The following is a 14,983-nucleotide window of genomic DNA, read 5'->3' on the forward strand; positions in this document are numbered from 1 at the left end:
CCTGGCGGCGCCCGACCTCACTCCGTCGAGAGTAAATTCACGGATAGCTGAACGACTTCACCAACGTCAACTCCCCCACCGCCCGCATCGGCACGATAAACGTCTCCATCTTCTCGCTTGGCGTACCTTCCTCGGTAATCACCGTCACCTGCGCCGTGGTCAGCGGCTGCACAGCCTCATCGTCGCCCTCGTCATCCCCGCGATACCCACCGCCGAAGTAGTTCACATACACCAGATACTGGCCCTTGATCGGCGCCGGCATGGCGAAGATTTCCGGGCCGTAGCCGGTGGTGACGTCGACGTCGAGCGCTGCGCCGTTGGGGGCGGTGCGGTCGCCGTACCAGATGTGGGCGCCGTCGGGGGTAATCAGGTGCAGGTCGAGATCGGTGCCGTCGCTGTCCCAGGCCAGCAGTACGCGCAGTTTCGCCGGGGTGGCGCCGCCGCTGGCGTTGAGGAACTGGGTGCGGTGGCGCTGCTGGCCGTCGGGGCTACGCACTTCGACGCTGTTGCTGCCGTTGGGGAAGGAGAACGGGCGGTCGAAACGGCCGCTGTCATCGATTTTCAGCGGCATGCTGACGCCATTGACGATCAGTCGGCCGGGTTCCTTGCTCTTGGGGGTGGCTTTGATTTCGCCGCTGATGCGCGCGGTGTTGGCCTGGCCGACCGGGGTGTTCACCGAGGAGGCCGGGTAGTTGACGGTCTGGCGGAAGTTTTCGCCTTCGCCCTGGGCCGCGCCGGTGCGCCAGCCGCCGACCGGGGTGTCGAGTTTGACGCTGTCGGCGGCCATTGCCATCGGCAATGCATTGAACGCGCAGAGCAACAGCAAGACCTGTGGATAACGGAGTGTCATGGTCTATTCCAGCAAGAGGTGACGGGCGAGCCCTTCGATGTAGGTTTCATCCTGGCCATTGGGATGTGCTTCAAAGGCCAGGTGCAGGTATTCATGAGTCAGGTCGAGGCGATCCTGCAGCGTCAGCACGCCGCGCACGTATATACGCTGGCGTTCGCGATCGACAAACGGACGGCCGAAAGCCAGTTTGCACACGGCGAACGTGCTGACTTCGTTGTAGCCGGTTTCGCTTTCCAGCGTCGGACGCCAGCCGCGACGCTGCTTTTGCAGCCAGTCCTGGGCAGCGGGCAGCGCTTCGCAGGAGGCCACCGGGTTGTCCCAGCGACTGAGGCTCGCGCGTGGATAGGCGTGCAGCAGAATCGCGTCGTAGCGCTGGCCGGCGTTGGCTTGTTCAACGGCTTGTTGCCAGGCAAGTTTGTCCGGGCCGGGTTGATCGGAGTGATAGGTGACCGTGCTACCGGCCAGCACCAGATCCGCCGTCCACGCCGCGATGCTGCGCGACTCCGCCGAGGCCGGGCGCGGGGCGACACGCTGACGGTTGCTGCTGTCGTCGATGCTCAGGCAATCGCCGTTGCGCGTGGCGTTTTGCAGCAGATACGTGCGGATCGCCACGGCCAGTGCCTTGGCGGCTTCAGCGGGTTCAGGCTTGGCTTCGCGCTCAAGGACGCGGGCGACGTATTCTTCGCGATCGAGTCTTGCGACCAGTTTGTCGTTGAGCAGAAACAATTCGCCGGCGCTGTGGATATCCAGCGCATTGCCGTTGGCGAATTCGACGCGGTAGTCGCCCTGCAGCGGGCCGGACGTCACCACCCGCTCGCCCGCCAAAACCCGCGTCAACGGATAGCGCGAGAACAGCCCGACCTCGACACAACGCCCCGCCTCGGCCGGCCATGCCGCCGGCAACACCGTCGCCAGTGCCTGGCCGTAATGACGCAGAACCATCTGACTGGTGCCGCGCCCACCGGCCCAGATCGGCGAACCGTCCACCGTCCAACCGGCGAAACCGCCCTGCCGCGATTGCGGATCCTGATCGGCGAGCCAGCTCCAGGTCTTCACCCGCAAGCGCCCGCCCAGCTCGCCGACGACATTGCCGTCCGCCGCGTTCAACACGACGTCGAGCAATACGCGGCGCATCTGATCCTGCGCCGGCAGCAACGACAACACCTTCAGCAAGTCAGCCACGGAAACCCGAGTTGCCGGTTGCACGGTTGGCAAATCCAGCAACCACGACGGCGCCTGCCGCTCCTGCCAATAGGTTCGCCAATCGCCAGCATTTATACCCAACCGCGTCGGTTCAAAGTACAACCCGCAGGATTTCACCAACGCCTGATCCCGCTCGATCTTGCCACCCGCCGAGCAGCAATAAATCTCATCCTTGGACTGCCCGCGACATTCATACGCCGGCTCGCGAGCACCGGTATCCACCAGCCATGCGTACACGAACAATTTCCACAGGCTGCCCAGCGGCGTATCCAGCGTCGACGGTAATGGCTCGCGCGCGATCAGTTGCGTGTGATTCAACGACAACAACTCGCCCTTGTACGCCAGCCGCAACGGTTCATCCTGCGCCGTCGCCAGCGCAGGCATCACACACATCAGCAGCCACAGCAGCGGCCGGTTCATGTCAGTTGACCGTGACCTGACCGAGGGCGGCTTTCGCTTCCTGGGCCTGATGCTGCGGCGCGTAGACCTGAGTGAAACGTACCGGCGGCAGGTTGAACTGGCCCTTCTGCGAGAAACGCACCAGATGGCGCAGACGCAATTCGCCGCTCAGTGCATCCACCGGCACCGCGTAGGCCAGTTGCCCCGGTTCGAAGCGCGCCTTCTCCAGCGCGGTCGGTTCGGTGCCGTCCTTGCCCTGCAACTTGATGCCCCAGGTGGTGCGCTCGACATCGGCTCCCGGTGGCAGCGGCACTTCGAGCATGCCGTAGCGCAGCGGTTTCGGTGCCTTGCTGGTGAGGATCACTTCGTCCAGGTACAGGCTGTCGCTGGACAGCGGCTTGCTGCCGACCGGCTCCAGTTTGAAGGTGAACGCTTCGTCGCCCGGCACCAGTCGCGACAGACGCCGGGTGATGGTCACGGCCATTGGGTCGACGGCCGGTTGCTGGGTCTGGAAGCTCAGCGCCGCCCGCAGCGGGCGCTCCTGAGTACCGGACACCGACAACATACTCGGCACCGGTGTCGCGCCCTGCCAAGTCCAGAACATCTCGCCGGTCGCGCCGTAGTTTTTCTTCCAGCCCTCACCCGGCATCAGCGCGATGGTCGGCGACGCCTGTGCGATGCTGCGTTGCAACCAGCTCAGCGCCAAGGCGCGTTCGAGGGTCGATTGTTGTGGCAGCAGACGTTGCAGCAGCGCGGTCGCACGGGCCTGATCGAACGGTTGCAGCGACAGGTTCAGCGCCTCGGCAAACGGCTGCGAACTGACCGCCAGACGCTGTTGCGCCGCGCCAACCTGACGATTGAACGCCTCCGAGAACGCGACTTTCGACTGCGTGGCCAACGAAGCGGTCAACACCCGCGCCGCCGCCAGACCGAGCGCCGAATCCGGGTCGCTCATCACCAGGCTGTCTGCGCCATCGTCCATCAGGGTTTCCGCGTTGCCTTCACCGGCCTTGGCCAGATCGTCCATCAAACCGCTGAGCAAGGTGTTCACCGGCAGGTGCATTTGCTTGGCGAACGACAGGATCAGCGCCCGTTGCAGCAGCGGCGTGTTCGGCGCTTGCTTGGCGTAGACCTCCAGCACTCGCTGCCAATGCTCCGGCGGCAAGGTCAGGTCCAGCACCTGACTGGCGTTCCAGTCGGCGTAGTAGGCGTAAGCGGTAAGGAAGGCATCCGGCTCACCGTCGTAACCCCACCAGGTGAAGCTCGCCGACGGCCCGGCCATTTGCACCAGACGCAGGCGGCTGTTCTGCATGATCAGGCGCAAGCGATCGCGGATCTGCGGGCTCGACGCCAGCGACGGATAAGCGATGCTCAGCGGCAGCAAACGGCTGGCCGTCTGCTCGACGCCGCCGTACGGATAGCTCAGCAGATCATCGAGGGCAGAGCGGAACAGCGCTTGCGGACTGTCATCCAGACGCAGGCGAATGTCGGTGGCGTCGGCCGGCAGGCTCAACGGGGTATCGCCGCTGGCGACGTCGAGGCTTTGGGTTTGCGTCACTTGCCAGCCGTCACCGGTAGCGCTCAGGCGCACGACCAAGGCGTCAGCGGTTTTACCGTCCTGCACCAGTTCGGCGGTCCACTCACCCGAGGCCAGGGCGAACGCTGGCAGCGGCACGTAGTTGATGCCGTTGTTCAGGGTCACCGGCAGGCGTTGTTCGGCGCCCGCGTAATGGGTGACCAGCTCAGCCTTGACCGGTTTCCCAGCCTGGCTGAAGGCGAACACCCCGAGCTGCGGCTGATCGCCTTTGCGGAATTTGCTCGGCCCGCTCCACTTCAGGTACAGCGGTTTTTCCGAACGCACGAACTGTTTCTTCTGCCCGACCTGCCCGTCATCGGCGATGGCCCGGGCGGTGATGCGCCAGCGGGTCAGCGAGTCCGGCATCTTGAAGGTGAAACGGGTTTTGCCGTCGGCGCCTGTGAGCAACTCCGGCTGCCATGCGGCGGTGTCGACGTCTTCACGACGCGGACGCTCCAGCACCTTCACCCCACGCTCGCTGCGGTTGGCCTTGCCCGGCGCGCCGGGGCTGCCCGGCAGTGCCACGTCGTAACTGATGAACGACAGGCTGGCGCTGGTGCGCACGTTGTTGCGCCGAGGGTGATAGAAGAACTGGTCGATGGTCGGCGCGACCTCCGGTTGCAGTGCATAGACCATTTCATCGACGACGCTGACGGTCAGGTGCGCCGGCACCGCTTTGCCGGCGAACTGCGTGGTCAGGTCGACGGTGACCGTATCACCCGGTTGATACACCGCTTTGTCGGTGCTGATCGCCACGTCGATTTGCGGGGCAATCACCTTGATCCCGGCGTTCTGGAAGCTGTACTGACCACCCTTGGTGTAGAGCACCGAGAAGGTCAGGTTCGGCGCGAAGCTGTCCTTCACCGGAATGCGCGCGCGGTATTGGGTGTCGCTGAGTTTTTCCAGTTTCAGCCAGTCGCCGCCCTTGCCCAGCAGCGCGGTGGCTTCAACCTTGTCGCGCTCCAGCGACAGCAGTGCATCGCTGACTGGCTCAGGGAAGGTGATCAGCGCCAGCGCTTCATCGCCGGCCTTGTACTCGGGTTTGTCTAGGACGATTTCCACAGTGCCCGGCACCGCTTTGACGCCGTCGCCGGTGACCGAATGGCCGGTAGCGCCAAGGACGCGACCGTGCTGATCTTTCAGCGTCAGGTTGTAAGTACCCGGACGTTCGAAGGCCATGCTGAAGCCCTTGTCAGTCGCCGCCAGTTTGCCTTCGCCAGTGCTCTGGTCTTCCAGACGCACCCAGCTGTAGCTACTCGGGGTGACCGCTTTGCTCTGCTCGCTGCCACCCTCGTTGGCGTAGCTGAACGCGACTTTGTCCTTGACCGCGCTGAAGCGTTGCGGCGCACTCAGGCGGAAGCTCGCGGCGCCACGGTCGATGAGGATTTCCTTGGTGGTCTTGACCCGATACGCTGCGCCATCGCTGGCAAACACGGTGAGCATGTAGCGACTCGGTTTGTCGGCGGCCGGCAGGTCGAGGGTCGCGTTGCCCTTGCTGTCGGTGGTCAGTTCGGTGCTGCTCAGCTCTACCGGGAATTGCCCGAGGTATTGCAGCTCGTTGTCGACCATCGACAGTTGCTGGGCGCGCAGGCTCAGGGTCAGTTTGGCGTTGGCCACCGGTTTGCCGTCCGGGTAGAGCAGCACCAGACTGCCCTTCACCGGCTCGCCTGTGCGGTAATCCTGCTTGGCCAGATTCAGCGAGATTTCGAAGTGCGGCTTGATGTATTCCGCGACGCGGAAGGCACTGCTGTAGGCCTGATCCTTGTAGTTGAAACGAATCTCGTAACCACCGGCCACGGCGTTATCCGGCAACTGGAACCGGCCTTGAGTGCCGGCCTTCGAGTCGAGTTTCAGGTCAAGGTGCTGCAGCTCGGTGCCGGTGGCGTCGAGCACGCTGACCGTGACATCTGCCGCACCGGGCAACACCGAATCCCGAGCATTCTTGAACTCGCGACCAACGATCTTCAGCGACACCCAGTCACCCGGGCGATACAGCGGCCGGTCGGTGAACGCGTAGAGTTTGGTGTCGTAGATTTCGCTGTCGTAATAGAAGTTCTCGGAGACGAACACCCCGCCCTCTTCGTCTTCGCCGATCACGAACGAACGCTCGGGGCTGACGTGTTTCAGGCGCAGCAAACCATCGGCATCGGTGGCACCGCTGCTCATCACGCCGAGGCCGTCGGTCCACAGCACATTGACCTTCGGCACCGAACTGCCTTCGTGTTTGCGCGCCGCCCACACCAGCAATTCATCACCGGCAATCTTGCTCACCGCCACCGTGTTGGAGACGAAGACCATGGTGGTCGCGCGGTACTTGCCGATCAGCGCCTCGACCAGGTACAGGCCCGGTTTCAGGTTGCCCAACGGGATGTACACGTTGCCCGGGGCAACGCTGACGAACTCGCTGGAAGACCCGGCCAGATTGACCCCGGCCGGCGGCTGGATCGGTTTGGCCTGCCACAGCGGATAGCGGAACTGGCTGACCACCGGCAGACCCGGGATCAAGGCAAATTGCGGCTGCGCGTCGTACGGAGTCGGCGCGGCGATGGCGTTGCCCATCTTCAGTTCCGGCACTTCCTCGGTGACTTGCTTGCGCGACTCGTAGGAGAACGCGCGCTGCATCACCCGACGGGATTTGCGGTACCAGTTGTCCCACAGGTACGCGAGGGTGTTGGACAGACCTTCGCCCTTGAACTGGCCGTCGCTGACCACACGGTGCAAGTTCTTCTGGCGCTTGAGGAAATCCAGCGGCTTGTCGATGCGGTACACGCGGATGTCGGCGCCGCCATAGGGTTCCATGCGAAAGCGACGGTAGTCGCGGCCCGGTGCTTCGAGGCGCACCATCGCCTGCTCGTCCGCCGCGAAACTGCTGTCGGCCAGCAGGAAGAAGCTTTCACCGGTGACCGGCGTGTAGCCGCTCGGCTCCACCGAATCTTCAGCGTTGACGGTCGCCAATGGCAGCAACAGCGCCAGCAGCACAGATACTCGGGAGCAGATACGCAACATGCGGGCACCGGTCATTGGGAGAGAAAGTTCAGTCGATAGACGCCGATGAAGTTGGGGTTGGCTGCGTCGGGTATCCATCGGGTGTCCTTCCATGTCATGAGTTGCTGCAGGCTTGCCGAACGCATGCCGTTGTCAGTGGGGGTGGTCGTGCCGGTGTGATAGGCGATGTAGCGGCCCATCCAGATCATCAGGTGCTGGTCGTCGCCCTGATCGAAAAACATCAGGTCGCCGGGGCGTGCCTGGGACACGTCGCGGCTGACCAGATGGCTGTTGAACTGAATCAGTTTGATCGCGTTGACGTACGGCCCGACCTTGCCGCCGCCCTGCTGCCATTGCTGGGCGAGCTTGCGCTGCTCATCGCTCAGCGACAGCTCCGGCGGCAGGTAGCGATTGGACAGACCATTGCTGCGCAGCCACTTGTCGTCGTGGACTTTCAGCGCTTCGTTGGCGGCGAAACGTACCAGTCCGGCACAGTCTTGCTGATACCAACGCGGGCTCGGGCCCTGACTCAGTTGCTCTTGAGCAATGCGCACAAACCAGGCGCGAAACACCTGGGATTGCGCCGGATCCAGGGCTGGCGCTTCAACGGCTCGGGCGCCCGCGCTCAGTAACAGCGCGAGCAAGCCGAGGCTGCGGATCAGTGTCGTCACAGCGCTTTCCATTCCAGCGGCAGCCACTGCCAGTGGCCATCAGGCTCGCTGCCTTCAGGCAAAGTCAGGGCATATTTACCGTAGCCGCCAAGGGTGCGCAGTTTCGGGATCAGGTAGGTTTGCGCGGCGTTGTAGAACACCGGTTCCATGTCCTGCGGCAGGCTGTCGAGGGTTTCCTGCTGCATCAGTTGCGCCATAGAGTCCGGGCCGAAATAGATCGGCATCAGCACGTCTTTGGGCAACACGTCAGCCATCGGCGGGAAGCGTTTGTCGAGGGTGCCGAGGGCCTTGTCGACCAGTTTGTCGTCGAGGGAAAACAGCAGCGTCGAACCGTGACGCGCGAGGCTGACTTTCATGAAAGCGCGGCCACTGATGGCGTCCGGGTTTTCGGCAGTCTTCGCCGCGTACGGGCCAAAGTTCGAGCTGACCTGACGCTGCCAGACATGGTTTTGGCCTTCTTGCTTCTCAACCACCGGAAAGACTTTTTCGTCGACGTTGGCCTCGAAGGCACCCACCATCGAGCCGAACAGTTTGCCCAGGTCGCCGTCGAGTTTGCTGCTGTCCTCGTCCTTCAGGCTGGCGACCAGCAAGGGTGTGTACAACCGCGAATCGGCGTACCAGCACAAGCCCGCCGCGCCGGCCACGTGTTCGGTGAGGGTCTGCGCCACCGCCTCTTCAGCGCCGAGTTTCACCAACAATGGTTTCTGCGGTTCGGCTGCCACCGGCAGGGTCACGCAGGCACTGGCGCCCAGCGGCATGGCTTGCCACACCGGTTTGAAATCGAAGTCCGGTTGGTTATCCAGCTCATCCATGGCGAGGAAGCTGTGCCAGCCCTTGTCGTCCATGTCGAAGCGCAGCCCGGCAAAGTTCGGGATAAAGCGCTGATAACCCATGGCGAGGACGCTGGAATTGACCGACAGACGCTGTTTGACGTCCGGCGCCTTGGCCGGGAGCCCGAAGGCCTCGGGGAACAGTTTGTCGCCGTTGAGCAGGGCCGCCAGCGCTTGGGGCGAAACATGCCCGGACTCTTCGGACTCGCCGTTGGCCGGGTCGTAATACTTGTTCGGGTTGGACAGCACCACCAGTTTGTCGCCGCGCGAAGCAAACAGCAGCGATTTGCTGGCGTTGTAGCTGAGCTGGTACAGCGGCACTTCGTCGCTGCCGACTTTCAGGCTGCCGAAGACGCTGAGCTGCGAATCGTCCAGCGCCACTTTCGCCAGCGGTTCGAGCAGTTTCGCCAACCCGCCGCGATCCATCACCAGCAGGAAATCCTTGAGCCGACCGTCGGCACCGCGCCACAGCGCGACGTCGGCCGGTTGATCGAAAAGCTGCTCGATCAGGCTGTCCTGCAGCTTCAGGTCATGCTCGTAGATGATCCGTCGCAGGCTGCCGATCAGGCCGAGGCGGTCGGCGTGAGTTTCGTAATAGAAGACGAAATCTTCGGTCAGCGTGGCCTTGAGGAACGGCACCGTCAGCAGGTCCTTGGGCAACTGGCTCAGGGACCGGGTTTCCAGCAGCGCGTCCGGACGGCTCAGGCCGAGCTTGTCACTGGCAAGTAGAGCCGCCGGCAACTTGGGTTTGTGCAGCAGCCAGCCGAGACCTCCGGCCGCGCCGGCCACCAGGACCAGACCGATCAGCAGCGCCGGCCAGCGCCGGGAAGGTTGGCCGGCAGGTGTCGGGACGGCCGGAGAAGCAGCGTTATCACTCATGTTCACAAAACCCGAAGTTCATCCGTGGTGCGGGATGCTTAATAGTTGAAAGTCTTGACCAGCAGCAGATCACCGATTGCCCGCAGGGGCACGATGAACGTTTCGCGTTTTTCGTCGACGGTGTTTTCGTTGAGCACCAGCGTGATTTGCGAGGTGATGACCTCGTTCTGGTTGCTGGTCTCCTCGAAGTTATAGCCGCCGTTTCCGAAGTTGCCCCAATAGTTGACGTAAACCAGATAAGTGCCGTGCAGCGGCGCGGTCATGGTGAACATTTCCGGGCCGGGGCCATCGACGCCGTCCGGGTCCAGGCCGCCGCCATTGCTCAGCGCCGGCCGCGCCCAGAACGCATGCTGACCGTCGGGCGTGACAATGTGCAGATCGAGCTCGGCTTTTGGATCGTCCCATCCCAAGACAAGACGAATTCGCGCCGGCGTGCGTAGATTATTTGCTTCATAAAATTGCACGCGCTTGAGCGACTGGCCCTCGGCGCTGCGCACTTCGACACTGTTGGAGCCGGCGCCGAACGCATACGGCCGGGCGAAACGCCCAGCGTCGTCGGTGTACAGATTCAATGGATTGCCGTTGACCGCCAGCGTGTGCGGCCCGCGCTGATTGCCGATGGCCTTGAGCTGGCCCTGGATCATCGTGCGATTGCGCTGGATACCGCGATCGATCGGCGGCGTGGGATAGGCGACTTGCGGGTTTTCACTGCGATCGAGCAGGCCGTGGTAACGCCAGCCGCCCGACGGCTCGGACAGTTCAGCGGTCGGCGCCGCCAGCAGCGCAGGCGCGCAGGCCAGGCCGATCAGCAGCAAAAGAAATGAACGCATGTAATGCCTCCTGCCATGCCTGAACGAAACCTTGCACCCGATCCTCGGTACTTCACAGCGATGAAAACTGCGTTTCGTCTGAAAGACCCGTGACTATGGGGTCGTAGAAGGCGCGAAGATTAGCGATTCGGCAGTTTTTTAACAATCGGATACATGTGCTATTGCTGTAGGAATCAAGCCAACGCGGTGGACGGTGAGCCGAATAGGCGTCATATTCGGCTCACAAAATGAGCCGAATAGCTTTTCTATTCGGCTCACGGACTCAAGGCAGGCAACGAATGGCAACTCACTGGATCTGGCAGCAGCCCGATTGGCCCGACTTCAACTGGCAGGCAGAACGCCTGACGCCGTTGTTGCGCGAGTGTGTACAGGCACAAGGTCAGTTGATGGGGATGGCCGGTTCAGTAGGTGACTCTTTGGGGGCTCAAACCGAACTGGACGCCCTTTTGCAGAATATCGTGACGTCTTCGGCCATCGAAGGCGAGCAACTGAATGTCGGCTCCGTGCGGTCATCTTTGGCGCGACGTTTGGGCCTGGAGTTGATCGACGGCGATAAAGTCAGCCAACGCAGTGAAGGTCTGGCGCAGCTTATGCTGGATGTCACCCGTCGATTTGCCGAACCGTTGACGCTGGAACGCCTTCTGGAATGGCACCAATGGCTGTTTCCCGATCAAGAGGCCGACCTTACTGCACGCCGCATGCATGTGGGTGCACTACGCGGTGACGAGCCTATGCAGGTGGTATCGGGTCGCATTGATCGTCCAACGGTTCATTTCGAGGCGCCACCTCGCCAAGGTCTTGAGCAGCAGCTCGAGCAATTTCTCCAATGGTTCGAGGCCAGCCAGCATCAGACAGCACTGGACCCGATGCTACGCGCGGGCATCGCCCATTTCTGGTTTGTCACTTTGCATCCGTTCGACGATGGTAACGGCCGTCTGACCCGCACCATCACTGATCTGGCGCTGGCACAGGGCGAAGCGCAAGCCATCCGTTTCTACGCCATGTCGGCGAGCATTCTGGATGATCGGTCCGGCTACTATCGGATTCTGGAATCGAGCCAGAAAGCCACACTGGATATCACTGAATGGCTCACATGGTTTCTGCAAACGTTGCTAAGCAGCTTGCAACAAGCCATCACTCGAATCGAAAGCGTGCTGGGCAAGACGCGTTTCTGGCAGGCGCACCGCGAGTCCGAACTCTCGGCGGAACAGGTCAAAGTGCTTAACCGTCTGCTCGACGGCGGTGAGCGGGGCTTTGAGCACGGTATTAGCGCCGGGCAATATCAAGCTGCGGCGAAAGTGTCAAAGGCCACGGCGACCCGACATCTTGCGGAGTTGCTGGAGAAAGGTTGCCTGCAACGCTTGCCGGGAGGTGGTCGTAGTACCCGCTATCAGGTCAACTATCCCGACAGAACTACACATTAATCTCACTCAACACACAGCCATTCTTACCCTTGCGGGGTGAGCCGCTCATTTGCCCATAAACCCCCTATCTGCTAGTGTCGCGCCGGTTTAACGTCAACCGGAAATCGCCGCCATGGCCCGCAAAAAAGCTGCACTGGATTTCGAACAGTCCCTCGCCGACCTGCAAACATTGGTCGAGCGTCTGGAGAACGGTGAATTGTCGCTGGAAGACTCGCTGACCGCTTTCGAGCAGGGCATCGGCCTGACCCGTGACTGCCAGGCGGCGCTGGCCCAGGCCGAGCAGAAGGTGCAAGTGCTGCTGGAGCGCGATGGCGAACTCGCCGAGGAACCCTTCGACGCGGAACAGCCAGAATGATTGCAGCGTATTCGGCGACCAGTCAGGCGCGGGTCAATGCGGCACTGGAAATCCTCTTCAAGGCACCGCTGCCAGAGCTGTCGCGCCTGTATGAGGCGATGCACTACAGCGTGATGATCGGTGGCAAACGCGTGCGTCCGCTGCTGGCCTACGCGGCGTGCGAAGCACTTGGCGGCACGGCTGAGCAAGCCAATGGCGCGGCCTGCGCGGTTGAATTGATCCACGCTTATTCGCTGGTGCACGACGATCTGCCGGCGATGGACGACGACGATCTGCGTCGTGGCCAGCCAACCACCCACAAGAAATTCGACGAAGCCTGCGCGATCCTTGCCGGTGACGGTTTGCAGAGCCTGGCGTTCAGCGCCCTGCTCGACCCGCGCCTGAGCAGCCTCGACGCCGACATCCGTCTGCAACAGGTTACGGCACTGGCGCACGCGGCAGGCCCGGCAGGCATGGTCGGCGGTCAGGCCATCGACCTCGGTTCGGTCGGCCTGAAGCTTGATCAGCAAGCGCTGGAGCAGATGCACCGGCACAAGACCGGCGCGCTGATCGAAGTCAGCGTCAAGCTCGGCGCCCTGGCCAGCGGCCGTGCCGAGCAGGAAGAACTCAAGGCCCTGCAGACTTATGCACAGGCCATTGGCCTGGCATTTCAGGTCCAGGACGACATTCTCGACGTCGAAAGCGATACCGAAACCCTCGGCAAACGCCAGGGCGCCGACATCGCCCGCGACAAACCGACCTACCCGGCCCTGCTGGGGCTGGACGCGGCCAAGGCCTACGCCTTGGAGCTACGCGATCAGGCGCTGCACGCGCTGCGACCGTTTGACGCGGCAGCCGAGCCTTTGCGCGACCTGGCCCGGTATATCGTCGAGCGGCATAACTGAACGCCAACCTGCCAAAAAAGACCAACGCGTGGGCAGGGGGCGATGCATCAGGTAAACTGCCGCATCTTTTATACCTATAACGATTCGCCTGATGCCCACGACGTTTCATGAGATTCCCCGCAAGCGCCCGACCACGCCCCTGCTCGACCGCGCGAACACGCCGGACGGCCTGCGCCGGTTAGGCGAAGCCGAGCTGGAAACCCTGGCCGATGAGTTGCGCCTGGAATTGCTCTACACGGTCGGTCAGACCGGTGGGCATTTCGGTGCCGGCCTGGGCGTCATCGAGCTGACCATCGCGTTGCATTACGTCTTCGACACCCCGGATGACCGGCTGGTGTGGGACGTGGGTCATCAGGCGTACCCGCACAAGATCCTCACCGGTCGTCGCCAGCGCATGGAAACCCTGCGCCAGAAGGACGGCATCGCCGCCTTCCCGCGTCGCTCCGAGAGCGAGTACGACACCTTTGGCGTCGGCCACTCCAGCACCTCGATCAGCGCAGCGCTGGGCATGGCGATTGCCGCCCGCCTGCAAAACAGCGATCGCAAGGCGATTGCCGTGATCGGTGACGGCGCGCTGACCGCCGGCATGGCCTTCGAGGCGCTGAACCACGCGCCGGAAGTGAACGCCAACATGCTGGTGATCCTCAACGACAACGACATGTCGATCTCGCGCAACGTCGGTGGCCTGTCGAATTATCTGGCGAAGATCCTTTCCAGCCGCACCTACGCAAGCATGCGTGAGGGCAGCAAGAAAGTCCTGTCGCGCCTGCCCGGCGCCTGGGAAATCGCCCGTCGCACCGAAGAATACGCCAAGGGCATGCTGGTTCCCGGCACCTTGTTCGAAGAGCTGGGCTGGAACTACATCGGCCCGATCGACGGCCACGACCTGCCGACCCTGATCGCCACCCTGCGCAACATGCGCGATCTGAAAGGCCCGCAATTCCTGCACATCGTTACCAAGAAAGGCAAAGGCTTCGCTCCGGCGGAAGTCGACCCGATCGGTTACCACGCGATCACCAAGCTTGAACCGGTCGACGCCCCGGCCGCTGCGCCGAAGAAGGCGGGCGGGCCGAAGTATTCGGCGGTGTTCGGCGAATGGCTGTGCGACATGGCTGCGGCTGACCCACGTCTGGTGGGCATTACCCCGGCAATGAAGGAAGGCTCGGACCTGGTCGCGTTCAGCGAACGCTTCCCGCTGCGCTATTTCGACGTGGCGATTGCCGAGCAGCACGCCGTGACGTTCGCCGCCGGCATGGCCTGCGAAGGTGCCAAGCCAGTTGTGGCGATTTACTCGACGTTCCTGCAGCGCGGTTACGACCAGTTGGTGCACGACGTCGCCGTGCAGAACCTCGACGTGCTGTTCGCCATCGACCGTGCCGGTCTGGTGGGCGAAGACGGCCCGACCCACGCCGGCAGCTTCGATCTGTCGTACCTGCGCTGCATCCCGGGCATGGTCATCATGACCCCAAGCGATGAAAACGAACTGCGCAAGATGCTCACCACCGGCCACCTGTACAACGGCCCGGCGGCGGTGCGTTACCCACGCGGCACCGGCCCGAACGCGACCATCGACAAAGACCTCGAACCGATCGAAATCGGCAAAGGCGTCGTCCGTCGTCAGGGCAGCAAAGTGGCCTTGCTGGTGTTCGGCGTGCAATTGACCGAAGCCCTGAAAGTCGCCGAGAAGCTCGACGCGACCGTGGTCGACATGCGTTTCGTCAAACCGCTGGATGAACAGCTGGTGCGCGAGATCGCCGGCAGCCACGAGCTGCTGGTGACCATCGAAGAGAACGCGATCATGGGCGGCGCCGGTGGTGCGGTCAGCGAATTTCTCGCACGCGAGAATATCCTCAAGTCGATGCTGCACCTGGGCTTGCCGGACGTTTACGTCGAACATGCGAAACCCGCGCAAATGTTGGCCGAGTGCGGGCTGGACGAGGCCGGAATCGAGGCGGCGATTCGCGAGCGCCTGGCGTTGCTCAACCGCTGACACTGCCCCCCTGTAGGAGCTGCCGAAGGCTGCGATCTTTTGATCCTGATCGTCGGCAGCTCCAGACCTTTCTCAAAAGCAAAATCAAAAGATCGCAGCCTTCGGTA

At 62.6% G+C, this 14,983-nt stretch carries 11 protein-coding genes and 1 tRNA gene; 6 read left to right on the plus strand and 6 right to left on the minus strand.

Annotated features, from left to right (window positions below; translation table 11 throughout):
• Window positions 1-37: 37 nt before the first annotated feature.
• Genes NN484_RS12960 through NN484_RS12980 form a run of 5 tightly spaced genes read right to left on the minus strand, consistent with a single transcriptional unit; the run spans window position 38 to window position 8,835 of the window.
• Window positions 38-850 carry a YfaP family protein gene (locus NN484_RS12960; protein ID WP_274659236.1) on the minus strand — a complete coding sequence of 271 codons (813 nt, stop codon included), beginning with the start codon at window positions 848-850 and terminating at the stop codon, window positions 38-40.
• Between the two features lie 3 nt (window positions 851-853).
• Window positions 854-2,473: a DUF2300 domain-containing protein gene (locus NN484_RS12965; protein ID WP_274659237.1), complete on the minus strand. Its 1,620-nt coding sequence runs from the start codon at window positions 2,471-2,473 to the stop codon at window positions 854-856.
• Between the two features lies 1 nt (window position 2,474).
• Window positions 2,475-7,049, minus strand: coding sequence for an alpha-2-macroglobulin family protein (locus NN484_RS12970; RefSeq protein ID WP_274659238.1), 4,575 nt, complete (start codon window positions 7,047-7,049; stop codon window positions 2,475-2,477).
• Window positions 7,046-7,696, minus strand: coding sequence for a DUF1175 domain-containing protein (locus NN484_RS12975; RefSeq protein ID WP_095122135.1), 651 nt, complete (start codon window positions 7,694-7,696; stop codon window positions 7,046-7,048). Before NN484_RS12975 ends, NN484_RS12970 begins: the two co-directional genes overlap by 4 nt.
• Entirely contained in the window at window positions 7,681-8,835 is a 1,155-nt protein-coding gene (locus NN484_RS12980; RefSeq protein ID WP_274659239.1) for a DUF2138 family protein, read from the minus strand. The genes NN484_RS12975 and NN484_RS12980 overlap by 16 nt, the downstream gene beginning before the upstream one ends.
• On the opposite strand from NN484_RS12980, the gene NN484_RS12985 reads away from it, so the two are divergent.
• Together NN484_RS12985 and NN484_RS12990 are read left to right on the plus strand one after the other, a co-directional pair.
• Window positions 8,806-8,894 (plus strand) — tRNA-OTHER (locus NN484_RS12985). The genes NN484_RS12980 and NN484_RS12985 overlap by 30 nt on opposite strands.
• A gap of 151 nt (window positions 8,895-9,045) precedes the next feature.
• Window positions 9,046-9,243, plus strand: coding sequence for a hypothetical protein (locus NN484_RS12990; protein ID WP_215502230.1), 198 nt, complete (start codon window positions 9,046-9,048; stop codon window positions 9,241-9,243).
• Window positions 9,244-9,431: 188 nt separating this feature from the next.
• On the opposite strand, the gene NN484_RS12995 is transcribed toward NN484_RS12990, so the two are convergent.
• Complete coding sequence (locus NN484_RS12995; protein ID WP_215502231.1) at window positions 9,432-10,223, minus strand: YfaP family protein; 792 nt, start codon at window positions 10,221-10,223, stop codon at window positions 9,432-9,434.
• 278 nt (window positions 10,224-10,501) lie between these two features.
• Here NN484_RS12995 and NN484_RS13000 point away from each other — a divergent pair, with 278 nt between their 5' ends.
• The 4 genes from NN484_RS13000 to dxs all read left to right on the plus strand — a co-directional run bounded on the left by NN484_RS13000 (window position 10,502) and on the right by dxs (window position 14,876).
• Window positions 10,502-11,647: a Fic family protein gene (locus NN484_RS13000; RefSeq protein WP_274659240.1), complete on the plus strand. Its 1,146-nt coding sequence runs from the start codon at window positions 10,502-10,504 to the stop codon at window positions 11,645-11,647.
• Window positions 11,648-11,759: 112 nt separating this feature from the next.
• Window positions 11,760-12,002: an exodeoxyribonuclease VII small subunit gene (locus NN484_RS13005; protein ID WP_003228627.1), complete on the plus strand. Its 243-nt coding sequence runs from the start codon at window positions 11,760-11,762 to the stop codon at window positions 12,000-12,002.
• On the plus strand, window positions 11,999-12,886 hold the full coding sequence (gene ispA / locus NN484_RS13010) for a (2E,6E)-farnesyl diphosphate synthase (RefSeq protein WP_215502233.1): 888 nt from the start codon (window positions 11,999-12,001) through the stop codon (window positions 12,884-12,886). The genes NN484_RS13005 and ispA overlap by 4 nt, the downstream gene beginning before the upstream one ends.
• A 91-nt stretch (window positions 12,887-12,977) precedes the next feature.
• A complete protein-coding gene (gene dxs / locus NN484_RS13015; RefSeq protein WP_215502234.1) occupies window positions 12,978-14,876 on the plus strand; it encodes a 1-deoxy-D-xylulose-5-phosphate synthase in 1,899 nt (632 codons plus the stop codon).
• The last annotated feature ends 107 nt before the right edge of the window (window positions 14,877-14,983 follow it).

The organism is Pseudomonas serboccidentalis (assembly GCF_028830055.1).
Classification (GTDB): domain Bacteria; phylum Pseudomonadota; class Gammaproteobacteria; order Pseudomonadales; family Pseudomonadaceae; genus Aquipseudomonas; species Aquipseudomonas serboccidentalis.

Bases quoted from the DNA above. Each gene is read 5' to 3' on its own strand.
- NN484_RS12995 (WP_215502231.1), bottom strand. From the start codon at position 10,223: ATGCGTTCATTTCTTTTGCTGCTGATCGGCCTGGCCTGCGCGCCTGCG.
- NN484_RS12960 (WP_274659236.1), bottom strand. From the start codon at position 850: ATGACACTCCGTTATCCACAGGTCTTGCTGTTGCTCTGCGCGTTCAAT.
- NN484_RS13005 (WP_003228627.1), top strand. From the start codon at position 11,760: ATGGCCCGCAAAAAAGCTGCACTGGATTTCGAACAGTCCCTCGCCGAC.
- NN484_RS12965 (WP_274659237.1), bottom strand. From the start codon at position 2,473: ATGAACCGGCCGCTGCTGTGGCTGCTGATGTGTGTGATGCCTGCGCTG.
- NN484_RS12990 (WP_215502230.1), top strand. From the start codon at position 9,046: ATGCTCGTAGATGATCCGTCGCAGGCTGCCGATCAGGCCGAGGCGGTC.
- ispA (WP_215502233.1), top strand. From the start codon at position 11,999: ATGATTGCAGCGTATTCGGCGACCAGTCAGGCGCGGGTCAATGCGGCA.
- dxs (WP_215502234.1), top strand. From the start codon at position 12,978: ATGCCCACGACGTTTCATGAGATTCCCCGCAAGCGCCCGACCACGCCC.
- NN484_RS13000 (WP_274659240.1), top strand. From the start codon at position 10,502: ATGGCAACTCACTGGATCTGGCAGCAGCCCGATTGGCCCGACTTCAAC.
- NN484_RS12975 (WP_095122135.1), bottom strand. From the start codon at position 7,696: ATGGAAAGCGCTGTGACGACACTGATCCGCAGCCTCGGCTTGCTCGCG.
- NN484_RS12970 (WP_274659238.1), bottom strand. From the start codon at position 7,049: ATGACCGGTGCCCGCATGTTGCGTATCTGCTCCCGAGTATCTGTGCTG.